The 22,969-nt window shown below is 52.5% G+C and carries 16 protein-coding genes, 2 tRNA genes and 4 rRNA genes; 8 read left to right on the forward strand and 14 right to left on the reverse strand.

The features are described 5' to 3' along the window. Positions 1-47 precede the first annotated feature (47 nt). The 6 genes from AAIE03_RS20095 (at position 48) to rrf (AAIE03_RS20120) (ending at position 5,705) form a co-directional block, all read left to right on the forward strand. Positions 48-1,587, forward strand: a 16S ribosomal RNA gene (locus tag AAIE03_RS20095). Positions 1,588-1,750: 163 nt separating this feature from the next. After that, positions 1,751-1,826 (forward strand) — tRNA-Glu (locus AAIE03_RS20100). Positions 1,827-2,035: 209 nt separating this feature from the next. Further along, positions 2,036-4,940, forward strand: a 23S ribosomal RNA gene (locus AAIE03_RS20105). Positions 4,941-5,169: 229 nt separating this feature from the next. Continuing rightward, positions 5,170-5,285: ribosomal RNA gene (gene rrf, locus AAIE03_RS20110) — 5S ribosomal RNA — on the forward strand. 191 nt (positions 5,286-5,476) lie between these two features. After that, positions 5,477-5,552, forward strand: a tRNA-Thr gene (locus tag AAIE03_RS20115). Positions 5,553-5,589: 37 nt separating this feature from the next. Beyond that, a 5S ribosomal RNA gene (gene rrf, locus AAIE03_RS20120) occupies positions 5,590-5,705 on the forward strand. Together the 16S, 23S and 5S rRNA genes with 2 tRNA genes alongside form the textbook arrangement of a ribosomal RNA operon. 352 nt (positions 5,706-6,057) lie before the next feature. Here the strand turns inward: rrf (AAIE03_RS20120) and AAIE03_RS20125 are convergent. From AAIE03_RS20125 to msrP, 14 genes are all read right to left on the reverse strand, one after another. Continuing rightward, positions 6,058-6,816, reverse strand: a complete 759-nt coding sequence (locus AAIE03_RS20125) for an amino acid ABC transporter ATP-binding protein (RefSeq protein ID WP_013027445.1) — start codon at positions 6,814-6,816, stop codon at positions 6,058-6,060. 7 nt (positions 6,817-6,823) lie between these two features. Next, the gene (locus tag AAIE03_RS20130) at positions 6,824-7,924 is read right to left on the reverse strand and encodes an amino acid ABC transporter permease (RefSeq protein WP_014594746.1); all 1,101 of its coding nucleotides are present in this window, start codon (positions 7,922-7,924) and stop codon (positions 6,824-6,826) included. A gap of 15 nt (positions 7,925-7,939) precedes the next feature. Next, positions 7,940-9,118, reverse strand: a complete 1,179-nt coding sequence (locus tag AAIE03_RS20135; protein WP_498563150.1) for an amino acid ABC transporter permease — start codon at positions 9,116-9,118, stop codon at positions 7,940-7,942. 70 nt (positions 9,119-9,188) lie between these two features. Beyond that, on the reverse strand, positions 9,189-10,214 hold the full coding sequence (locus tag AAIE03_RS20140; RefSeq protein ID WP_498563151.1) for an amino acid ABC transporter substrate-binding protein: 1,026 nt from the start codon (positions 10,212-10,214) through the stop codon (positions 9,189-9,191). Between the two features lie 544 nt (positions 10,215-10,758). Then, entirely contained in the window at positions 10,759-11,055 is a 297-nt protein-coding gene (gene fis, locus AAIE03_RS20145; protein ID WP_003855228.1) for a DNA-binding transcriptional regulator Fis, read from the reverse strand. A 23-nt stretch (positions 11,056-11,078) separates the two neighbouring features. After that, positions 11,079-12,044 (reverse strand): tRNA dihydrouridine synthase DusB, encoded by a 966-nt coding sequence (gene dusB, locus AAIE03_RS20150; protein ID WP_014604881.1) that lies wholly within the window; start codon positions 12,042-12,044, stop codon positions 11,079-11,081. A gap of 411 nt (positions 12,045-12,455) precedes the next feature. Then, positions 12,456-13,340: a 50S ribosomal protein L11 methyltransferase gene (gene prmA, locus AAIE03_RS20155; RefSeq protein WP_014604882.1), complete on the reverse strand. Its 885-nt coding sequence runs from the start codon at positions 13,338-13,340 to the stop codon at positions 12,456-12,458. A 15-nt stretch (positions 13,341-13,355) separates the two neighbouring features. After that, a complete protein-coding gene (panF, locus tag AAIE03_RS20160) occupies positions 13,356-14,801 on the reverse strand; it encodes a sodium/pantothenate symporter (protein ID WP_116220086.1) in 1,446 nt (481 codons plus the stop codon). Then, positions 14,791-15,033, reverse strand: a complete 243-nt coding sequence (locus AAIE03_RS20165; protein WP_014594741.1) for a YhdT family protein — start codon at positions 15,031-15,033, stop codon at positions 14,791-14,793. The genes panF and AAIE03_RS20165 overlap by 11 nt, the downstream gene beginning before the upstream one ends. Before the next feature lie 72 nt (positions 15,034-15,105). Next, positions 15,106-16,455, reverse strand: coding sequence for an acetyl-CoA carboxylase biotin carboxylase subunit (gene accC, locus AAIE03_RS20170; RefSeq protein WP_013027437.1), 1,350 nt, complete (start codon positions 16,453-16,455; stop codon positions 15,106-15,108). Positions 16,456-16,466: 11 nt separating this feature from the next. Then, on the reverse strand, positions 16,467-16,931 hold the full coding sequence (gene accB, locus AAIE03_RS20175) for an acetyl-CoA carboxylase biotin carboxyl carrier protein (protein ID WP_013027436.1): 465 nt from the start codon (positions 16,929-16,931) through the stop codon (positions 16,467-16,469). Between the two features lie 25 nt (positions 16,932-16,956). After that, positions 16,957-17,409, reverse strand: coding sequence for a type II 3-dehydroquinate dehydratase (aroQ, locus tag AAIE03_RS20180; protein ID WP_024472015.1), 453 nt, complete (start codon positions 17,407-17,409; stop codon positions 16,957-16,959). A gap of 221 nt (positions 17,410-17,630) precedes the next feature. Beyond that, on the reverse strand, positions 17,631-18,233 hold the full coding sequence (gene msrQ, locus AAIE03_RS20185; RefSeq protein WP_013027434.1) for a protein-methionine-sulfoxide reductase heme-binding subunit MsrQ: 603 nt from the start codon (positions 18,231-18,233) through the stop codon (positions 17,631-17,633). Continuing rightward, entirely contained in the window at positions 18,234-19,238 is a 1,005-nt protein-coding gene (msrP, locus tag AAIE03_RS20190) for a protein-methionine-sulfoxide reductase catalytic subunit MsrP (protein ID WP_019104913.1), read from the reverse strand. A gap of 285 nt (positions 19,239-19,523) precedes the next feature. Between msrP and csrD the strand changes: the two genes are divergently transcribed. Together csrD and mreB are read left to right on the forward strand one after the other, a co-directional pair. Then, complete coding sequence (gene csrD, locus AAIE03_RS20195) at positions 19,524-21,473, forward strand: RNase E specificity factor CsrD (protein WP_072137263.1); 1,950 nt, start codon at positions 19,524-19,526, stop codon at positions 21,471-21,473. 309 nt (positions 21,474-21,782) lie between these two features. Continuing rightward, a complete protein-coding gene (gene mreB, locus AAIE03_RS20200) occupies positions 21,783-22,826 on the forward strand; it encodes a rod shape-determining protein MreB (RefSeq protein WP_003855260.1) in 1,044 nt (347 codons plus the stop codon). The last annotated feature ends 143 nt before the right edge of the window (positions 22,827-22,969 follow it).

Consider the following 22,969-nt stretch of genomic DNA (forward strand, 5'->3'; position numbering starts at 1 on the left):
GTTTTACAGATGAGCACCGCTTAACTTGTTTAAGCAAATCAAACTTTAAATTGAAGAGTTTGATCATGGCTCAGATTGAACGCTGGCGGCAGGCCTAACACATGCAAGTCGGACGGTAGCACAGAGAGCTTGCTCTCGGGTGACGAGTGGCGGACGGGTGAGTAATGTCTGGGGATCTGCCCGATAGAGGGGGATAACCACTGGAAACGGTGGCTAATACCGCATAACGTCGCAAGACCAAAGAGGGGGACCTTCGGGCCTCTCACTATCGGATGAACCCAGATGGGATTAGCTAGTAGGCGGGGTAACGGCCCACCTAGGCGACGATCCCTAGCTGGTCTGAGAGGATGACCAGCCACACTGGAACTGAGACACGGTCCAGACTCCTACGGGAGGCAGCAGTGGGGAATATTGCACAATGGGCGCAAGCCTGATGCAGCCATGCCGCGTGTATGAAGAAGGCCTTCGGGTTGTAAAGTACTTTCAGCGGGGAGGAAGGCGATGTGGTTAATAACCGCATTGATTGACGTTACCCGCAGAAGAAGCACCGGCTAACTCCGTGCCAGCAGCCGCGGTAATACGGAGGGTGCAAGCGTTAATCGGAATTACTGGGCGTAAAGCGCACGCAGGCGGTCTGTTAAGTCAGATGTGAAATCCCCGGGCTTAACCTGGGAACTGCATTTGAAACTGGCAGGCTTGAGTCTCGTAGAGGGGGGTAGAATTCCAGGTGTAGCGGTGAAATGCGTAGAGATCTGGAGGAATACCGGTGGCGAAGGCGGCCCCCTGGACGAAGACTGACGCTCAGGTGCGAAAGCGTGGGGAGCAAACAGGATTAGATACCCTGGTAGTCCACGCCGTAAACGATGTCGACTTGGAGGTTGTTCCCTTGAGGAGTGGCTTCCGGAGCTAACGCGTTAAGTCGACCGCCTGGGGAGTACGGCCGCAAGGTTAAAACTCAAATGAATTGACGGGGGCCCGCACAAGCGGTGGAGCATGTGGTTTAATTCGATGCAACGCGAAGAACCTTACCTACTCTTGACATCCACGGAATTTGGCAGAGATGCCTTAGTGCCCTCGGGAACCGTGAGACAGGTGCTGCATGGCTGTCGTCAGCTCGTGTTGTGAAATGTTGGGTTAAGTCCCGCAACGAGCGCAACCCTTATCCTTTGTTGCCAGCGATTCGGTCGGGAACTCAAAGGAGACTGCCGGTGATAAACCGGAGGAAGGTGGGGATGACGTCAAGTCATCATGGCCCTTACGAGTAGGGCTACACACGTGCTACAATGGCGCATACAAAGAGAAGCGACCTCGCGAGAGCAAGCGGACCTCATAAAGTGCGTCGTAGTCCGGATCGGAGTCTGCAACTCGACTCCGTGAAGTCGGAATCGCTAGTAATCGTGGATCAGAATGCCACGGTGAATACGTTCCCGGGCCTTGTACACACCGCCCGTCACACCATGGGAGTGGGTTGCAAAAGAAGTAGGTAGCTTAACCTTCGGGAGGGCGCTTACCACTTTGTGATTCATGACTGGGGTGAAGTCGTAACAAGGTAACCGTAGGGGAACCTGCGGTTGGATCACCTCCTTACCTGAAGATACCTTCCCGCGAAGTGCTCACACAGATTGTCTGATAGAAAAGTAATGAGCAAAGCGTCTACGCGTTGGGGTGCGGTAACAATATTAATTGTCGCCTGATTATACAATCTCACCTTCACGTGAAACTACCCGTGTCTGTTGCACAAGTATTTCACGTCCCCTTCGTCTAGAGGCCCAGGACACCGCCCTTTCACGGCGGTAACAGGGGTTCGAATCCCCTAGGGGACGCCACTTGCTTGGTGACAGGTGAAAGGTGTTGCCCACATATCTTAAAGATGACTTGCGAGTCATGTTTAAGATATTGCTCTTTAACAATCCGGAACAAGCTGAAAATTTGAAACGACACAGCGTCGCATTCTTCCGTAATAAAGAATGATGACAATGTGTTCGAGTCTCTCAAAAGCTCACGACACGCAGCGTAAAACGCCTGTGGGTTGTGAGGTTAAGCGACTAAGCGTACACGGTGGATGCCCTGGCAGTCAGAGGCGATGAAGGGCGTGCTAATCTGCGATAAGCGCCGGTAAGGTGATATGAACCGCAATAACCGGCGATACCCGAATGGGGAAACCCAGTGTGTTCCGACACACTATCATGCAGTGAATACATAGCTGTATGAGGCGAACCGGGGGAACTGAAACATCTAAGTACCCCGAGGAAAAGAAATCAACCGAGATTCCCCCAGTAGCGGCGAGCGAACGGGGAGGAGCCCAGAACCATCATCAGCTTGTGCATCAGTGGAAGCGTCTGGAAAGTCGCAGGGTACAGGGTGATACTCCCGTACACAAAGGTGCACAGGCTGTGAGTTCGATGAGTAAGGCGGGACACGTGGTATCCTGTCTGAATATGGGGGGACCATCCTCCAAGGCTAAATACTCCTGACTGACCGATAGTGAACCAGTACCGTGAGGGAAAGGCGAAAAGAACCCCGGCGAGGGGAGTGAAACAGAACCTGAAACCGTGTACGTACAAGCAGTGGGAGCCTCTTTATGGGGTGACTGCGTACCTTTTGTATAATGGGTCAGCGACTTATATTCTGTAGCAAGGTTAACCGTATAGGGGAGCCGCAGGGAAACCGAGTCTTAACTGGGCGTTAAGTTGCAGGGTATAGACCCGAAACCCGGTGATCTAGCCATGGGCAGGTTGAAGGTTGGGTAACACTAACTGGAGGACCGAACCGACTAATGTTGAAAAATTAGCGGATGACCTGTGGCTGGGGGTGAAAGGCCAATCAAACCGGGAGATAGCTGGTTCTCCCCGAAAGCTATTTAGGTAGCGCCTCGTGAACTCATCTCCGGGGGTAGAGCACTGTTTCGGCTAGGGGGCCATCCCGGCTTACCAACCCGATGCAAACTGCGAATACCGGAGAATGTTATCACGGGAGACACACGGCGGGTGCTAACGTCCGTCGTGAAGAGGGAAACAACCCAGACCGCCAGCTAAGGTCCCAAAGTCATGGTTAAGTGGGAAACGATGTGGGAAGGCCCAGACAGCCAGGATGTTGGCTTAGAAGCAGCCATCATTTAAAGAAAGCGTAATAGCTCACTGGTCGAGTCGGCCTGCGCGGAAGATGTAACGGGGCTAAACCATGCACCGAAGCTGCGGCAGCGACACTATGTGTTGTTGGGTAGGGGAGCGTTCTGTAAGCCGTCGAAGGTGTGCTGTGAGGCATGCTGGAGGTATCAGAAGTGCGAATGCTGACATAAGTAACGATAAACAAGGTGAAAAACCTTGTCGCCGGAAGACCAAGGGTTCCTGTTCAACGTTAATCGGAGCAGGGTGAGTCGACCCCTAAGGCGAGGCCGAAAGGCGTAGTCGATGGGAAACAGGTTAATATTCCTGTACTTGGTGTTACTGCGAAGGGGGGACGGAGAAGGCTATATCAGCCGGGCGACGGTTGTCCCGGTTTAAGCGTGTAGGTGTGTGTTCCAGGCAAATCCGGTTCACTTTACACTGAGGCGTGACGACGAGGCACTACGGTGCTGAAGTGATAAATGCCCTGCTTCCAGGAAAAGCCTCTAAGCATCAGGTAACACAAAATCGTACCCCAAACCGACACAGGTGGTCAGGTAGAGAATACCAAGGCGCTTGAGAGAACTCGGGTGAAGGAACTAGGCAAAATGGTGCCGTAACTTCGGGAGAAGGCACGCTGGCGCGTAGGTGAAGGGACTTGCTCCCGGAGCTGAAGCCAGTCGAAGATACCAGCTGGCTGCAACTGTTTATTAAAAACACAGCACTGTGCAAACACGAAAGTGGACGTATACGGTGTGACGCCTGCCCGGTGCCGGAAGGTTAATTGATGGGGTTATCCGCAAGGAGAAGCTCTTGATCGAAGCCCCGGTAAACGGCGGCCGTAACTATAACGGTCCTAAGGTAGCGAAATTCCTTGTCGGGTAAGTTCCGACCTGCACGAATGGCGTAATGATGGCCAGGCTGTCTCCACCCGAGACTCAGTGAAATTGAAATCGCTGTGAAGATGCAGTGTACCCGCGGCAAGACGGAAAGACCCCGTGAACCTTTACTACAGCTTGACACTGAACACTGAGCCTTGATGTGTAGGATAGGTGGGAGGCTTTGAAGCGTGGACGCCAGTCTGCGTGGAGCCGGCCTTGAAATACCACCCTTTAATGTTTGGTGTTCTAACGTAGGCCCGTAATCCGGGCTGCGGACAGTGTCTGGTGGGTAGTTTGACTGGGGCGGTCTCCTCCCAAAGCGTAACGGAGGAGCACGAAGGTTGGCTAATCCTGGTCGGACATCAGGAGGTTAGTGCAATGGCATAAGCCAGCTTGACTGCGAGAGTGACGGCTCGAGCAGGTGCGAAAGCAGGTCATAGTGATCCGGTGGTTCTGAATGGAAGGGCCATCGCTCAACGGATAAAAGGTACTCCGGGGATAACAGGCTGATACCGCCCAAGAGTTCATATCGACGGCGGTGTTTGGCACCTCGATGTCGGCTCATCACATCCTGGGGCTGAAGTAGGTCCCAAGGGTACGGCTGTTCGCCGTTTAAAGTGGTACGCGAGCTGGGTTTAGAACGTCGTGAGACAGTTCGGTCCCTATCTGCCGTGGGCGCTGGAGAATTGAGGGGGGTTGCTCCTAGTACGAGAGGACCGGAGTGAACGCACCGCTGGTGTCCGGGTTGTCACGCCAGTGGCACTGCCCGGTAGCTAAGTGCGGAAAAGATAAGTGCTGAAAGCATCTAAGCACGAAACTTGCCCCGAGATGAGTTCTCCCTGAGCCTTTAAGGCTCCTGAAGGGACGTTGAAGACGACGACGTTGATAGGCCGGGTGTGTAAGCGCAGCGATGCGTTGAGCTTACCGGTACTAATGACCCGTGAGGCTTAACCTTACAACGCCAGAGGCGTTTTGGTAGAGAGACGACTTAAATTTTCAGCATTGTTTACCGGATAAAGAATTTAGTTCTGTTCTGCGGACGTGAGTCCGAAGGATTTTGCGCTGAGTGCAAGGCGGCAACCGAGACGGGGTGAAGGAGCATACTGAGGTATGTGACTGAGCGTCGCGAGGGAAGCCAGCGCGGCAGCAGCGTAAAAGACGCAGGACGGAGCACAAAGAATTTGCCTGGCGGCTGTAGCGCGGTGGTCCCACCTGACCCCATGCCGAACTCAGAAGTGAAACGCCGTAGCGCCGATGGTAGTGTGGGGTCTCCCCATGCGAGAGTAGGGAACTGCCAGGCATCAAATTGAAGGACCTGCACGTGACTTCGGGCAGTTCACTACTTGACAGAGAGTAGGACAAAAGCGAACGCTTTTGAACGCTGCGAGGCAGCGGCCCGAAGGGTGAATCACAGCGTGATTCATAAACTGCCAGGCATCAAATTGAAAGACCCGAGCATCAGCATAACAGTGCCGGGAGTACCTGTTGCGTGCTGATATGGCTCAGTTGGTAGAGCGCACCCTTGGTAAGGGTGAGGTCCCCAGTTCGACTCTGGGTATCAGCACCAGTTATATATGGCTAGAGTTCGGCAAATAAAGAATTTGCCTGGCGGCTGTAGCGCGGTGGTCCCACCTGACCCCATGCCGAACTCAGAAGTGAAACGCCGTAGCGCCGATGGTAGTGTGGGGTCTCCCCATGCGAGAGTAGGGAACTGCCAGGCATCAAACAGAAAAGCCCCGTACGAAAGTGCGGGGCTTTTTTACGTCTGCAAAGCGGTAAAAAGCCAATACTGAGCCGATTATGGCGCGCGGAAGGCCCCCTTTGGGCACTGAAAACTTTCGAATGCTCCTTTCCATACGAATAAAACGCCGGCTAAAAACCGGGCAACTGAGCTCAAACAGGGTTGTTAGCGTAATGAAACGCGATTATAAGCAACGCTGGCAGCTGAGGCGTTGTGCAACCACAGTTAACGCAGTGCGATTATTCGCGTAGCAGAAGAATATTATGCTGAGCGTCATGAGGGGAAACCGCACCTCCGTCGTAGACGAAGATGCGGGGAGAGATAAGAGGGGTTAGTGGATAACCTGGGACAGGAAAGCGCGGGTACGCTCTGACCGAGGATTAGCAAAAAACTCCTGCGGAGGAGCGACTTCCACGATCTCACCGCGATCCATAAAGATCACTCTGTCGGCTACCGTACGGGCAAAGCCCATTTCGTGCGTCACACAAAGCATTGTCATACCATCTTCGGCCAGTCCAATCATCGTATCGAGCACTTCCTTCACCATCTCTGGATCCAGAGCAGAGGTCGGCTCATCAAACAGCATGATTTTAGGCTTCATGCATAGCGAACGTGCGATAGCTACGCGCTGCTGCTGTCCCCCAGAAAGCTGGCCGGGAAACTTATGCGCATGTTCTTCAATACGAACACGCTTGAGGTAGTGCATAGCAAGCTCTTCGGCTTCCTTTTTAGCAATTTTACGCACCCACATGGGCGCCAGCGTGCAGTTCTGCAAAACCGTAAGATGAGGGAAAAGGTTAAAATGTTGAAACACCATACCGACCTCGGTACGGACCCGCTCAATGTTGCGCACATCATCATTCAAATGAATACCATCAACCACAATACGGCCCTTCTGGTGTTCTTCAAGATGGTTGATGCAGCGAATTGTGGTGGATTTGCCTGAACCTGATGGTCCACACAAGACGATACGTTCCTGGGGTTTAACCTGAAGATTAATATCTTTCAGCACATGGAATTGCCCGTACCACTTGTTCACATTTTCCAGCGAAATCATCGCATTGGTTGAATCAGTTATTATTTGTGTCATAGAAACCTCAGTGCGATTTGCGCCCAGTGTGAAAACGTTTTTCCAGATACTGGCTGTAACGTGACATGCTAAAACAGAAAATCCAGTAGACCAGCGCGGCAAAGACATAGCCTTCAGTAGACATGCCTAGCCAGGCGGGATCGACGGTAGCCTGCTGCACGCTACTAAACAGATCGAATAAACCAATAATGATGACCAGGCTGGTATCTTTGAATAACGCGATAATGGTATTCACCAGTCCTGGAATAGTCAGCTTTAAGGCCTGCGGAAGGATGACCAGCATTTGCGTCTTCCAGTATCCCAGAGCCAGCGATTCAGCAGCTTCATACTGCCCCTTAGGCAAGGCTTGCAGTCCACCACGTACCACCTCTGCCACATAAGCCGACTGGAACAAGATCACGCCAACCAGTGCACGCACCAGTTTGTCGATGGTCGTTCCTTCTGCCATAAACAACGGCAACATGACCGAAGACATAAACAGCACGGTTATCAGCGGCACGCCGCGCCAGAACTCAATAAAAATCACTGACAGCGTTCGCACCACCGGCATCCGGGAGCGTCGTCCCAGCGCCAGTAAAATCCCCAGCGGTAAGGCGCCAGCGATACCGACGGATGCAATGATCAGCGTCAGTGTAAGCCCACCCCATTGACGGGTTTCCACGCGGTCCAGCCCTAAGAAACCGCCATACAACAGAAACCAGACAACAAGGGGGTAGCATACTGCCCATGCGGCAATGTAGCGTCCACGGTAAGGCAGCCGTTTAATAAACATCGGCACAATGGATGCCAGCCCAATGACCAGCGCCAGGTTGATGCGCCAGCGCAGTTCATGTGGATAAAGCCCATACATAAACTGGCCAAAGCGGGCATGAATAAAGACCCAACATGCCCCCTCTTTCGTACAGTCTGCGCGTGTTGTGCCAAACCAGTTTGCATCGAAGATCAGCCAGTTCAGAGCAGGTGGAATCACATGCCAGATAAGCCAGATGCAAAGCAGCGTCAGAAAGGTATTAAACCACCCTGAAAACAGATTTTTGCGCGCCCACAGCCAGGCCCGGCTCAGCGGTGATGAGGCTATCTGCGGTGTTTCGTGTGTAGTGACAGACATAGTTATCCCGTTCTCTTAACGCTCAACCAGCGCGATTTTGCGGTTGTAGAAGTTCATCAACATTGAAATCAGCAGGCTGATAATCAGATAGACGCTCATGGTGATAGCAATGGTTTCGATGGCCTGGCCGGTCTGATTCAGGACCGTTCCGGCAAACAACGACACCATATCGGGATAGCCAATTGCCGCAGCCAGAGAAGAGTTCTTCACAATATTCAGATACTGGCTGGTGAGGGGAGGAATGATCACGCGCATCGCCTGAGGGATAATAACCTGACGCAAGGTGACAGGATTGGGTAATCCCAGCGAGCGGGCCGCCTCATGCTGCCCATAGGGCACAGCCTGAATACCTGAACGAATGACTTCCGCAATAAACGAGGAGGTATAAATCGACAGCGCCAGCGTCAGTGCCGCCAGCTCAGGAATCATGACGAAACCGCCCCTAAAGTTAAAGCCGCGTAACTCAGGAATGTCCCAATGCATGGCTGCGCCAAAGCCCAGATGTGCAATGAAGGGAAAGAGTAACAACATCAAAATGGCGACAGGCCAGGTGCGACGAAATTGACCGGTTTTAAGCTGATGCTGACGGTTGAAGCGGAACAGGGCGTAACTCGCGACAACAGACAAAACGAGGGCAAAAACAAATGGCCAGCTTCCCGGTGCATAGGTCGGCCAGGGCACATACAGGCCACGGTTGCTGACGAAGGCCAGATCGAAAGCATTGAGCGCCTGACGGGGGCCGGGCAGGTTACGTAATACCGCAAAATACCAAAAGAAGATCTGGAGTAAGGGGGGAATATTGCGGAAAATTTCAATATAGATATTGGCGATTTTACGCAGTAACCAGTTATCTGACAGGCGTGCCAGCCCGATAAAAAACCCCAGAACAGATGCAAAAACAATACAGAGTGCCGAAACCAGTAACGTATTGGTCAGCCCGACCAGAAAGACGCGTGCGTAGGTGTCACCCTCAGTGTAGTCAATAAGATGCTGAACAATGCCGAAACCCGCATTGCGCTCCAGAAAACCAAACCCGGAAGTAATACCGCGATTAGCGAGATTGATAACGGTGTTGTGGATAAGGTAGCCCACCACAGCAACTACAATAATGATCGCAACTATCTGGTAAAGCCAGGCTCGAACCGTGGGATTACCGAACGAAAAATCCCTTTTCACGGTTGGGCGTTGTGACATGTTTAAACCTCAATAACAAAAGCTTTGCTGGGGCACCGTAGAAAACGGTGCCCGACGGGTTGAGGCGCGATTAACGTACCGGTGGCGCGTACTGAATACCGCCCTGATTCCAGAGTGCATTCTGGCCACGAGCGATTTTTAACGGGCTGTCTTTACCGACGTTGCGATCAAAACTTTCCTGATAGTTACCTACCTGTTTAATGATGTTGTAAGCCCATTTGTTATCCAGCTTCAAATCTTTGCCGAAATCACCTTCAGCGCCCAGCAGGTGAGCCATATCAGGTGTTGCCGGTTTAGCCGTCATTTCATCAACGTTTTTGGAGTTGATGCCCATCTCTTCGGCGTTCAGCATGGCGAAAAGCGACCACTTAACAATGGTGAACCAGTCATCATCACCGCGACGTACAAGCGGCCCCAGTGGTTCTTTAGAAATCACTTCAGGCAAGACGATAAAGTCGTCTGGCTTACCTAATTTAATGCGCAGGGCGTACAACTGAGACTGGTCAGATGCCAGCGTATCGCAACGACCGCTGTCCAGTGCCTTAGCGGATTCATCAGAGCGATCGAAGGTGACCGGCGTGTACTGCATTTTGTTGGCTTTGAAGAAGTCAGCGACGTTCAGCTCGGTATCGGTGCCCGCCTGAATACAGACGGTCGCACCGTCGAGTTCTTTCGCGCTCTTCAGACCCGCTTTCTTGTGGGTCAGGAAGCCAATGCCGTCGTAGTAGTTGACGCCGGTAAACATGAAGCCCATGCCGCCGTCACGTGATGAAGTCCAGGTGGTGTTGCGAGAAAGCACATCGACTTCGCCGGACTGCAGCGCGGTAAAACGCTCTTTTGCCGTCAGCGGGGTGTACTTCACTTTTGTGGCGTCGCCAAATACGGCGGCCGCGGCAGCACGACAGATATCCACATCAAGGCCGGTAAATTTGCCGCTGGCATCCGCATAAGAGAACCCCGGCAGGCCATCGCTGATCCCACACTGAATGAAGCCTTTCTTTTTAATCGCATCGAGTGTAGGGCCTGCATGGGCCTGCTGAGCAACGGCAAGCAGAAAAGCCGCAGCAACCAGAGTAGAGAGCATCATCTTTTTCATAAAGCATCCTGTGTGGCATGTCATGTTGTGTTGTTATGTATTGCGCACTTTATTGTGCGTCCTGTCTGTGGCGAACGGCCCCCCACGACTTTGCAAAGCCAGTGCCAGGTTTGCAGAATCCTGAAGTCACCTGAAAGATCGGGTAATAATCTGAATTATCTGGAAGGCTGCGTTAATATGACGCACCAAAAGGAAGCATTTCGAGTCGTAGGGATCACATTTAGTGCAAAATGTTTCACTATTTAGCAACATTGTGAGCAGCGTTGCATGCGCTGACTGCAAGCAGGGTGCTCGTTGCGAAAAAAGTAAAGCAGGCTCACACAAGGCCGCTATAGCGGGGCTGAGAGGCAGGAAACGGGAAAAGACAGGGTTGGAAATGAGGACGATATGAAAAAGGCAGCCCGTTAAAAATCACGCTGGCGACTGCAACTACAGTTACCATATTTGACGAAACTGTTTCACAAGTTTTAAAACAATTTGTGTGTCAGGGCACAAATAAAAACGCCAGCCCTGAGGCTGGCGAGATTAACGGCCTGAACCTGAATCAGTTCATGCCGTATTTTTTCAGTTTCTTACGCAGCGTACCGCGGTTGATACCCATCATCAGGGCAGCACGGGTCTGGTTGCCACGGGTATACTGCATCACCATGTCCAACAGAGGCTGCTCGACTTCAGCCAAAACCAGCTCATACAGGTCACTAACATCCTGACCATTCAGTTGAGCAAAATAGTTCTTCAGTGCCTGTTTAACCGAATCACGCAAAGGTTTTTGAGTTACCTGATCCTGTGAGTTAACGGTAGAAACGGTCAGTACGTCAGAATTTACGCGTTGTTCGAACATAGTTCTTTCAGCTCTTTATTTCGTTACGCAAGATTTTCGAAGTATGCCTCCAACGCCTCCAGCTGTTCGCTGGCATCCTCAATGGCGTTGAATGTGCGCCGAAACTGGTCATTTGGGGCATGTTCCTGGAGATACCAGGAGACGTGCTTTCGCGCTATACGGTATCCCTTGCCTGAACCGTAAAAGTCGTGCAGCTCACGTATATGCGAAACAAGCAAACGCTTGACCTCTGCCAGTGGCAGCGGGGCAAGCAGCTCCCCAGTGTCCAGATAATGCTGGATTTCCCGGAAGATCCACGGTCTTCCCTGAGCAGCACGTCCTATCATCAGAGCATCGGCTCCGGTGTAGTCGAGCACTGCTCTGGCTTTATGCGGGTCAGTTATGTCTCCATTCGCGATAATCGGAATAGAAACACTCTGCTTAACTGTCCGAATACTGTCGTATTCAGCGTCTCCGTTGAACAGGCAGGCACGAGTGCGGCCATGTATCGTCAAAGCCTGAATGCCACAGCGTTCAGCCAATTGGGCAATCGCGACACAGTTTCTGTTTTCTGGATCCCATCCGGTACGGATTTTCAGCGTTACCGGGACATCAACAGCATTTACCACGGCAGAGAGAATTGACTCTACTACTGAGGGATACTGCAGTAAGGCGGAGCCCGCCATTTTGCGGTTCACCTTTTTCGCCGGGCAACCCATATTAATATCAATAACCTGTGCACCAGCATCAACATTAATACGTGCAGCCTGGGCCATCTCACTGGGATCACAGCCTGCAATCTGGACGGCACGAATGCCGGGTTCATCACTGTGCACCATGCGTAAACGAGATTTGTCACTGGCCCAGACTTCGGGGTTCGATGACAACATCTCAGAAACCGCCATTCCTGCACCCATCTCGTGACAAAGCGTTCTGAAAGGCCTGTCGGTAATACCGGCCATCGGCGCTGCAATCAGTCGATTTCTCAGCTGGAGGTTTCCAATGCGCATGAAGTCGTAATGCCATACTGTGTCTGCAAGGCGGCGTATATTACGCATTTTTTTATGAAGATGAAAGGCCAAACTTTGAACAATTCACAAGAAAACCGCTTTTATCCTGCACTGACCCTGTTGATAAGGATAAATAACAAGATAAATCAGTATATTAAGTGTTTGTGTTTATTTTGTGAACAAAGGTTTTTCCGACGAAGATTCGGTATTCACCAGATAAAAAACGTCACATACCGTGATTAACGATACAAGCAGCGGTTTTATCAACCACAAAGACTGCGCCACAGGAGGGTTTAGCCTCAGCCGATTGCAATCGCGGCTCTGGGTGAAACACTGAACGGACAGTAACGAATGTTTAACAGCCCTGCCGATCCGCCAGGGCTGCTGTTGGTAGCTGCAATGCCTGAAAGGCTAAGCGGTTTTAACGCCTGTAATACGACACCACTCTTCCTTGACTGCAACGGGATCGAGCGCAAAATGCGTCCTGTAAGCTTCACAGACGCTTTCAGCCTGGCTCTCCAGTACGCCTGACAAACCAAGATGCCCGCCAGATTTAGGCAGGACACCAATAAGCGGTGCCAGCTCGCGGAGCGGCCCGGCCAGGATATTCGCGACCACGACATCAGCCTGCAGGTTTTCCGGCTGCTGATGCGGCAGATACAGGGATAAACGATCGGCCACCCCATTGCGCTCGGCGTTGTCGCGGCTGGCCTGGATCGCCTGGGGATCGATATCAATACCGATAGCCTGCGCCGCCCCAAGTTTAAGCGCCGCAATTGCCAGGATCCCTGAACCGCAGCCAAAATCGATCACGGTTTTACCCGCGAGATCCAGGCCGTCGAGCCACGTCAGGCACAGCGAAGTGGTGGGGTGCGTGCCGGTTCCGAACGCCAGGCCGGGATCGAGCATCACATTGACGGCATCGGGGTCGGGTACATCGCGCCAGCTTGGACAGATCCACAAACGCTCACCGAACCGCATAGGATGGAAGTTTTCCATCCATTCACGTTCCCAGTCTTTGTCTTCGATCTGCTCGATCTTGTGACGGAAATTCTCGCCGAGCAGCGGATGTTGAGACAGTTCCGCAATCACGCCATCCATGTCGCTTTCAGCGTCGAACAATCCGATAACGTCGGTATCACCCCATAAACGCGTTTCACCCGGCATAGGTTCATATACCGGCGTATCGTTTGTGTCCTGAAAGGTCACAGACACGGCACCGACTTCCATTAGCGCGTCGCTCAGTCCTTCCGCGTTTGCGCCAGAACTGTTAATTTTGATTTGAATCCAAGGCATAACGTCTCTCTTAATTCAGTGTTGTGGTGCATCAACCGCATGCGGTAAGCGCCCAAACAGGTTGCCGACCAGGAATGCCAGCAGACTTAACATTAATGACGGCACAATGGGATGAAAACCCCATAGTTGCAGACCAAAGGTTGCCAGAACGGCATAACATCCTCCGCCCACCACCATGCCGCTGACAGCGCCGGCGGCGTTAGCGCGCTCCCAATATAAACCCAGCACCAGCGGCCATAAGAACACGGCTTCCAGACCACCAAAAGCCAGCAGGTTGAGCCAGATAATCATGTTTGGCGGATGCCAGGCGACAAACAGCAGTATGACACCCAGCAAAAAGGTCACCGTTCCCGATAATATTCGCAACCGCGGCTCATTATCGATTTGCTGCGGTGCAAGGCGCAGGTAGAGATCTTTCACCAGCGTAGCGGAGGCCTGCAGCAACTGGGCATTGATAGTGGACATGATCGCCGCCATCGGCGCGGCTAAAAACAGCCCGGCAGCCAGTGGTGGTAGCACGGTGATCATCAGCGTAGGGATAACGCTGTCCGGCACGGTCAGGTCAGGTAATACCGCGCGTCCGAGCGCCCCGGCCAAATGCATTCCCAGCATCAGGAGCACAACAACAATGGTGCCAAGCACAATAGCCCGGTGTACCGCTTTACTGTCCTTGTAAGAGATACAGCGAACGGCGGTGTGCGGCAGGCCGATGACGCCAAAGCAGACCAGCACGATAAACGAGCTCAGGAACGTGGGCGTAATAATATCGCCCGGTCCCTCCGGCGACAGCAGCTTGGGATCGATGGCGTGCAGTTTATCGACGGCCGAGTGAATACCGCCAGCGTGGTGAATAACGGCAAACAGCAGTAAAAACGTGCCTATCAGCATCACCACGCCCTGCATCGCATCATTCAGCACACTGGCGCGGAAGCCGCCGAAGGCCGTATAAAGCGCTATTGTACCGCCAAAGATCAACAGGCCGGTGTCGTAAGGGATCCCGGCAGCGGTTTCCAGCAGACGCGCGCCACCAATAAACTGCACGGCCATCGCGCCCACGAAGGCAATCAGCAGGCTCAGGCTAGCTAACCAGACCAGCAGCGTACTGCCATAGCGTGCATAGAGCATATCGTTAAGGGTCACGGCGTTGTGCTTGCGCGCCAGAATGGCAAACTTTTTACCCAGCACGCCTAACGACAGCCAGACAGCAGGCACCTGTACCATAGCCAGCAGCACCCAGCCCAGGCCGTACTTATAAGCTGCACCCGGCCCGCCGATAAACGAGCTCGCACTGATATAGGTGGTCGTGATGGTCATTGCCAGGACAAATCCGCCCATTGAGCGGCTGCCCAGGAAATACTCAGTCAGGAAATTTCCCTGGCGTTGTTTTCGCATCGCAAAGACGGAAAGGCCCGCGATAACAGCCAGATAAGCCAGCAGTGGAAGAATGATTTCAGTATTCATTTTCATCCTCCAGCGACATATTCCGGAAGATTTTACGCACCATCATCCAGCATAAAAAAATGAACAGTAGGGGGGCAAAAAGACAGGAGAGCTCAAACCAGCGAGGTAAGCCGGTCAGGCCAGTGGCATTTCCCCCTAACCAGGCAGAACCGCCCCAGACGGCTAACCAGGCCAGCGTCAGATAGAGTGACCAGCGAGCTTCTTTATGAGCCTGTAAATAACGCGCGTCCATAGTGTGACCTCAACGCCAGCGGGAAAAGAAAAAGGCCGGAATATCCGGCCTCAGACTGACTCAGCGTGGCGATTACTTCTCGTGCAGGCCAAGCTTTTTCTCCAGATAGTGGATATTGGTTCCACCCTGCTGGAAGTTCTCATCGGACATGATTTTCATCTGCAGTTCGATGTTGGTTTTGATACCGTCGATAATCAGCTCCGCCAGGGCATTTTTCATACGTGCAATGGCGATATCGCGGGTTTCACCGTAGGTGATTAACTTGCCAATCATGGAGTCATAATAAGGCGGTACGCTGTAACCGGCATAAATATGAGATTCCCAACGCACGCCAAAACCACCCGGCGCATGGAAGCGGGTGATTTTGCCCGGGCTTGGCAGGAAGCTAACCGGATCTTCCGCGTTGATACGGCACTCGACCGCATGACCGCGAATAATCACGTCTTCCTGCTTGATTGACAGCGGCTGACCCGCAGCAATACGCAGCTGCTCTTTAATCAGGTCAACGCCGGTGATCATCTCGGTAACCGGATGCTCAACCTGGATACGGGTGTTCATTTCAATGAAATAGAACTCGCCGTTTTCATACAGGAATTCAAACGTACCTGCCCCGCGATAGCCAATATCAATACAGGCTCGGGTGCAACGCTCACCGATGAAGGAACGCAATTCTGGCGTGATCCCCGGTGCTGGCGCTTCTTCCACGACCTTCTGGTGACGACGCTGCATTGAACAGTCGCGTTCGCCCAGATAAATGGCATTGCCCTGGCCGTCGGCCAGTACCTGAATCTCGATATGGCGTGGATTCTCCAGATACTTTTCCATGTAAACCATGTCGTTGTTGAAAGCCGCTTTGGCTTCCGCTTTCGTCATGTTGATGGATTGTTCCAGATCTTTATCGCTACGCACAACGCGCATGCCGCGACCGCCGCCGCCGCCAGAGGCTTTGATAATAACCGGATAGCCGATGCGCTTGGCGAAGGCACGGTTTTTTTCCATGTCATCGGTGAGCGAGCCATCGGAGCCGGGGACGGTAGGAACGCCCGCTTTCTTCATCGCGGTAATCGCGGACACTTTATCGCCCATCAGGCGAATGGTATCGGCTTTCGGACCGACGAAGATAAAGCCAGAGCGCTCAACCTGCTCAGCAAAATCGGCGTTCTCAGAAAGGAAGCCGTAGCCGGGGTGAATCGCCACCGCGCCGGTGATCTCAGCGGCAGAAATCAGCGCCGGGATGTTGAGGTAACTTTTGACCGACTGCGCCGGGCCGATGCAAACCGTTTCGTCTGCCAGCAGCACGTGCTTCAGGTCACGATCCGCGCTTGAATGGACCGCGACAGTCTTGATGCCCAGTTCTTTACAGGCACGCAGAATGCGCAGCGCAATCTCACCGCGGTTAGCAATAACAATTTTATCCAGCATGGTTCGCCCCGTTATTCGATGACAACAAGTGGCTCGTCAAATTCTACCGGCTGACCACTTTCCACCAGAATGGCTTTAACAACGCCAGACTTATCCGCTTCAATCTGGTTCATCATTTTCATGGCTTCAACGATGCACAGCGTGTCACCTGCATTGACTTTCTGACCCACTTCCACGAACGCTTTTGCATCCGGGCTTGGTGTGCGATAGAAGGTTCCTACCATTGGTGAACGTACGATGTGGCCGCTGATCTCAGCAGGCGCGGCTTCTGCAACGGCGGCAACAGGTGCAACGGCTGTCGCCAGAGCAGGCTGTTGAGCAACCGGCGCGGCATAAGCCTGTTGCATCATTGGGTAACCGGTATTTGCAGGTGCGCGACTGATGCGAACAGACTCTTCGCCTTCGGAGATTTCCAGCTCAGAAATGCCAGATTCTTCAACCAGTTCGATCAGTTTTTTAATTTTACGAATATCCATGAATGGGGTTCCGTACTCAGTTTGATTAATTAGTATGAGACAGGCGCTTTACTGCCGTTTGCAATGCCCACGAGTAACCGTCAGCGCCAAGCCCACAAATGACGCCAGCAGAGACATCAGAAAAATAGGAGTGATGGCGAAAAGGCTCGCGACCGTGCACATTTGACAGGTGAACTTCGATAAAGGGAATATTCACCGCTAGCAGCGCATCACGTAATGCTACGCTGGTATGCGTAAACGCAGCAGGATTGATAAGGATATAATCCACATTGCCTTTTGCCTCATGAATGCGATCAATAAGCTGAAATTCAGCATTGGATTGCATATGGCTTAATCTTACATTCAGCTGGTCTGCCTGATGGCTCAAATCGGAAACGATCTGATCCAGGGTGACATCCCCGTATTTTTCAGGCTCGCGCGTCCCTAACAGATTAAGGTTGGGACCGTTCAAAAGCAGAATATGTAATTTGTCGGCCATCTTGCTGCCATCTCCCGCAATCATTGAGGCATCGCGTAAAATACCTTGCCGCTTTCCATTTGTCACCCGTCACAGTAAAAAAGAAGCGTCATATCGCAATAAAGCCGGGCATTATATCCGTTTCGTGGCATTTCGCAGCAAAATACTGGTCTTATCTGCGAAGTTGATCGGGTGCGGCCTGTGGACCCCATTTTTCGCAGACGTTAGGAGAAGCGCAGGGGCTAACGCGGCCACCATTTAATGAACTTTTTATAGCGCCAGGCTAACAGGATCAGGGCGAAAAGCGCGTAGATGACAGGCTGGGGAGAAAGGATTTTTACCGACCATATGTAGTGAATTGGGGCCAAAATCGCGACCAGATAAATCGCGTTGTGCAAGGTTTGCCAGCGTCTGCCCAGTTTTCGCTGCATGCGTTGAAAAGAGGTCACCGCCAGCGCCAGCAGAATAAACCAGCAAATAATTCCCAGCGTGAGATAGGGGCGTGAAATCAGTTCGCTACCGAGCAGACCAAGGTTGTTAATGCCCAGTTCCAGCAGGTAGTAGCTGGTTAAATGCAGGCTGGCCCAGAAAAAAGTCCAGATCCCCAGCAGCCGTCGGGTGCGAATGAGTAAAGGCTGTTTGGCGATGCGCGTTAACGGCGAGACAAGCAGCGTCGCCAGTAGCAGTTTCAGCGCCATACGGCCGGTAAAATGCTGGATATCTTTGGCGGGATCGGCGCTAAGACCGCCCTGCATAGCGGCCATAATCAAGTAAACCAGCGGTAAGAAAGCCGCCAGATGTAGCAGGACTTTAAGCCAGCCGATCTGCTTTATTGTCAGGCGCACTCAATAATTCTCCCGCAAATCCATACCGCGATACAGCGACGCGACCTGATCGGCATAACCGTTGAAGAGTAATGTTGGCTGACGATCCACATTAAAGCTGCTGCCCGGACCAATAAAACGCTCGGTCGCCTGCGACCAGCGTGGATGATTAACATGCGGATTAACGTTAGCATAGAAGCCGTACTCGTTATCGGCAATCTGGTTCCAGGTCGTCGGTGGCTGATCATGCGTCAGCGTGATTTTCACAATGGACTTGATGCCCTTGAAGCCATATTTCCACGGGACCGTCAGGCGAATCGGGGCACCATTCTGCGGGGGCAGCGCTTTACCGTAAACGCCTGTCGTCAGAATCGTGAGGGGATGCATGGCTTCATCCAGACGTAAACCTTCTACATAAGGGTAATTTAGCCCGCCGCCGATAAAGCGATCTTTTTGACCAGGCATCTGATCGGGAGCATAAAGCGTCTGGAAAGCGACAAAACGCGCTTTGCTGGTGGGTTCTGCCAGCTTCAGGAGTCTATTGAGTTCGAAACCTATCCAGGGCACCACCATCGACCAGGCTTCAACGCATCGCATCCGATAGATACGCTGCTCCATGGCAAAGCGTTTGAAGATATCATCCATATCTAATGTGATGGGCTTTGCCACTTCGCCTTCAATCGTCAGCTTCCAGGGATCGGTCTTTAGCGTCCCCGCATTGGCGGCCGGATCGGCTTTATCAAGGCCAAACTCATAGAAATTGTTATAGCCCGAAACCTTGTCTGCAGGCGTCAACGGCAGGTTAGCCTGGTATTGTGCAGGTTTGGTAAAGTCCAGAGGGCGGCCTGCGGGCGCGGGTGGGCGGTCATTGCCTTTAAACCAACTCAGAATATCGGCGTTGGCCATGCCGGGAATGCTAATAGCGGCAGCGCCCAGACCCAGGGTCTGAAGCACGCGACGACGATTCATATTAAAGATGTTTTCTGGCGTTACATCAGCTTCAGTCAGGCGTTTTTTCAGCGTCATCGTCTCTTCTCCGGCTCGATTTTCATCATCAGCATGATGACTATTACTTAAGCTGGCGAATTTTGCCGCAAAAATGTGAAATTTCCTGGTAAACCCTTCCAATGAGAATGCGCTGAAAAAAGGATAATTAAGCGCTCTGGGCCTTTCTCAACGGTATACTTCGGCTTCATGCACGACCTCGCTGCCGCCGGGAACAATTTGTGTTATTTTTCTCAAAATTTCTCCCGGCGGACGGGCAGAGGGGCGGCGTGATTCGGCTACAACCGTAGTGAAACAGGCACAGGGATGCGATTAACTACCAAACTTTCTGCATTTATTACATTTATTAGCGTACTGGCAATGGTTTTAATGCTGGTGGGCTGTGCTTTTAGCGTTTTCTGGCTCACGCATCAACGCGTTGAAAATCGCGTACAGGTTTTGGCAACGGAAGTGGATAAAGTCTTGCTAAAACAGCCGCCCGATGCGTTAGAAGCCTGGCTTGCGCCGGTCTTACCCGTCATCAACGCTGAGCAATTATCTTTATACAATGGCCGGCAGAATGTTTTTACGCTTTCCCGCCACGAAAACCAGATGCTGCAACATCAAAAAAACCGCTACATCCACTTTGACATTGCGCTGATGCATCAGCCGGGTATGCGTTTGCAATTGACGATACTTGACCCGGCACAAACCTGGCTAAGATCTATTCCCACCACCTATACGCTTGCCGCCCTGATGCTGGTGGTGCTGATTATGGCGGTGACGTTGTTCATCACCCATCGCTGGCTGGTAAGACAATGGCGCGGAATGGAACAGCTGGAGAGCCGGTCGGCATCAATACTCAGCGGCGCGCGCCAGCTTTATCGCCAGAAGCATGCTGATGAGTGGCCGCCTAAAGCCAGCCGGGCAATTGACGTGTTGCTCTCCGATTTACAGGAAGCCGGTGAGCAGCGTGTGCGCATTGATACCTTAATTCGTACCTTCGCTGCACAGGACGGGCGGACGGGGCTGAATAATCGCCTTTTCTTCGACAGTCAGCTGGCAACGCTGCTTGAAGATCAGGAAGATGTTGGCACGCATGGCGTGGTCATGATGATCCGTTTTCCTGAACTTGATACACATGATGATTCACTGGGGCCCGTGCTGGTCGAAGAGTATCTCTTCAATGTCGTGAATATGTTGTCGACCTTTGTCATGCGTTACCCCGGCGCACTTCTGGCCCGCTATTTTCGCAGCGATTTTGCGGTCTTACTGCCGCACCGCAGCCTGAAAGAGGCTAACAGCATCGCCGATCACCTCATCAATGCGGTCGATGCCCTGCCGCCTATGCGCATGGTCAACCGGGACGATTTTATCCACATTGGTATCAGCGCCTGGCACAGCGGACAGACGGTGCCCCAGGTCATGGAAAACGTTGAAATGGCCACGCGTCGGGCAACCCTGTCGGGCGGAAACAACTGGTCCAATGGCGCAGGAAATCCCCTGGATGCCGGGCGCGGCAGCGTTCGCTGGCGTACTCTGCTGGAAAATACCTTAAGTCGCGGCGGCCCCCGGTTATATCAAAAGCCCGCCGTGGACAGAGAGGGTAAGGTGCGGCATCGCGTTCTGCTCACGCGCATTTTTGACGGGGATAAAGAGGTCCTGTCGGCAGAATATATGCCCCTGGTTCAGCAGCTCGGTATGGCTGAGAACTGGGACCGGCAGATGGTATTACGCGTTGCCGCACTCTCTGAATTGTGGCCGGAAGAGACGCTGGCGATCTCCGTTAACATTGAGTCGTTGCTGAAACGTCCCTTTATTGCCTGGTTGTACACGATGTTGTTGCAGTGCCCAAAAAGTCAAAGAAAGCGATTTTTATTTGAACTTGCAGAAGGGGACGTCTGTCAACACATCAGCGATTTGATTCCCGTATTTCACGCATTGCAGGCGTTCGGTTGTCGCATCGCCGTTAATCAGGCGGGTTTGACGGTGGTCAGCAGTGCCTATATCCGGCAGTTACCGGTTGAGTTGATCAAGCTGGATGCGGGTTTAGTACGTAATATTGAGCGCCGTACAGAAAACCAGCTGTTCGTGCGAAGCTTACTGGATGTTTGCAAACCCACCGGGACGCAGCTGTATGCGACTGGCGTGCGAACGCACGCAGAGTGGCAGACTTTGGTCGGGTTAGGTGTAGAAGGTGGTCAGGGTGACTTTTTTTCACCTTCACAACCGGTTAACAGTAACGTAAAAAAGTACTCCCAACGTTACCGTTTTTAATCGTTTGACCGGTTTCAGGGTTATCGCCTGCGCTTTTGGTGAATATGTGACAATAAACAGGCAGAATAATGCGCCTGAAATGTTAGATTTTATGTCGGAGTAAAGTTAAGAAAATTCTTTAACATGCCGCTCTGATGCCGTGGTATCGCTGTTCCGCTCGTGTGCGTAACAGGCATAAATGATGTAAAGCGAATGCAGTCTAATTTTTCACCGAAGCAGAACGTTTTTGCGCCTTGTGGCAGCTTCGTGTGGTTGGTAAAGTAAGCGGATTTTATTTTCCGCCTCCAGCTTGCAGGATTATCCTTTAGTATGTTTAAAAAATTTCGTGGCATGTTTTCAAATGACTTGTCCATTGACCTGGGTACCGCGAACACCCTGATTTATGTAAAAGGACAAGGCATCGTGCTGAACGAGCCTTCCGTGGTTGCTATTCGCCAGGATCGTGCCGGTTCACCAAAAAGCGTGGCGGCAGTAGGTCATGACGCCAAACAGATGCTTGGCCGTACGCCAGGCAATATCGCAGCTATCCGTCCAATGAAAGATGGCGTTATCGCCGATTTCTTTGTGACGGAAAAAATGCTGCAGCACTTCATTAAGCAGGTTCACAGCAACAGCTTTATGCGTCCAAGCCCGCGCGTGCTGGTCTGTGTGCCAGTTGGCGCTACCCAGGTTGAACGTCGTGCGATTCGCGAATCGGCCCAGGGCGCTGGCGCCCGCGAAGTTTTCCTGATTGAAGAGCCGATGGCGGCCGCGATTGGTGCTGGCCTACCGGTTTCCGAAGCAACGGGTTCTATGGTCGTCGATATCGGTGGTGGTACCACTGAAGTCGCCGTTATTTCCCTGAACGGCGTCGTGTACTCGTCATCCGTCCGTATCGGCGGTGATCGTTTCGACGAAGCCATTATTAATTATGTGCGCCGTAACTATGGTTCACTGATTGGTGAAGCCACGGCAGAACGCATCAAGCATGAGATCGGCTCGGCTTATCCGGGCGATGAAGTGCGCGAAATTGAAGTGCGTGGACGTAACCTGGCGGAAGGTGTGCCACGCGGCTTTACACTTAATTCCAACGAGATTCTTGAAGCCCTGCAAGAGCCTCTGACCGGTATCGTCAGTGCAGTCATGGTTGCGCTGGAACAGTGCCCGCCGGAGCTGGCATCTGATATCTCCGAGCGCGGTATGGTACTGACCGGTGGTGGTGCGCTGCTGCGTAACCTGGATCGCCTGCTGATGGAAGAAACCGGTATTCCTGTGGTCGTCGCGGAAGATCCCCTGACCTGCGTGGCTCGCGGTGGCGGTAAAGCGTTGGAAATGATCGACATGCATGGCGGCGATTTATTCAGCGAAGAATAATTGCCTCAACCGGCTGGAATCGTTGTAACAGTGCGCAGGGAGTAGCGTGTAAACCGGCGCTGCGTGCATCGGTATGATGTGACCAGCCCAGGAAAGTGCGGCCCGCCCGTACTTTCTTACCTTGTAGTCGAGGAACACGCAGA

It is taken from the genome of Pantoea sp. Ae19-2, from assembly GCF_059801205.1.

Bases quoted from the DNA above. Each gene is read 5' to 3' on its own strand.
- accC (WP_013027437.1), bottom strand. From the start codon at position 16,455: ATGCTGGATAAAATTGTTATTGCTAACCGCGGTGAGATTGCGCTGCGC.
- AAIE03_RS20130 (WP_014594746.1), bottom strand. From the start codon at position 7,924: ATGTCTGTCACTACACACGAAACACCGCAGATAGCCTCATCACCGCTG.
- dusB (WP_014604881.1), bottom strand. From the start codon at position 12,044: ATGCGCATTGGAAACCTCCAGCTGAGAAATCGACTGATTGCAGCGCCG.
- fis (WP_003855228.1), bottom strand. From the start codon at position 11,055: ATGTTCGAACAACGCGTAAATTCTGACGTACTGACCGTTTCTACCGTT.
- msrP (WP_019104913.1), bottom strand. From the start codon at position 19,238: ATGACGCTGAAAAAACGCCTGACTGAAGCTGATGTAACGCCAGAAAAC.
- mreB (WP_003855260.1), top strand. From the start codon at position 21,783: ATGTTTAAAAAATTTCGTGGCATGTTTTCAAATGACTTGTCCATTGAC.
- AAIE03_RS20125 (WP_013027445.1), bottom strand. From the start codon at position 6,816: ATGACACAAATAATAACTGATTCAACCAATGCGATGATTTCGCTGGAA.
- AAIE03_RS20140 (WP_498563151.1), bottom strand. From the start codon at position 10,214: ATGAAAAAGATGATGCTCTCTACTCTGGTTGCTGCGGCTTTTCTGCTT.
- prmA (WP_014604882.1), bottom strand. From the start codon at position 13,340: ATGCCTTGGATTCAAATCAAAATTAACAGTTCTGGCGCAAACGCGGAA.
- AAIE03_RS20135 (WP_498563150.1), bottom strand. From the start codon at position 9,118: ATGTCACAACGCCCAACCGTGAAAAGGGATTTTTCGTTCGGTAATCCC.
- csrD (WP_072137263.1), top strand. From the start codon at position 19,524: ATGCGATTAACTACCAAACTTTCTGCATTTATTACATTTATTAGCGTA.
- panF (WP_116220086.1), bottom strand. From the start codon at position 14,801: ATGAATACTGAAATCATTCTTCCACTGCTGGCTTATCTGGCTGTTATC.
- AAIE03_RS20165 (WP_014594741.1), bottom strand. From the start codon at position 15,033: ATGGACGCGCGTTATTTACAGGCTCATAAAGAAGCTCGCTGGTCACTC.
- aroQ (WP_024472015.1), bottom strand. From the start codon at position 17,409: ATGGCCGACAAATTACATATTCTGCTTTTGAACGGTCCCAACCTTAAT.
- accB (WP_013027436.1), bottom strand. From the start codon at position 16,931: ATGGATATTCGTAAAATTAAAAAACTGATCGAACTGGTTGAAGAATCT.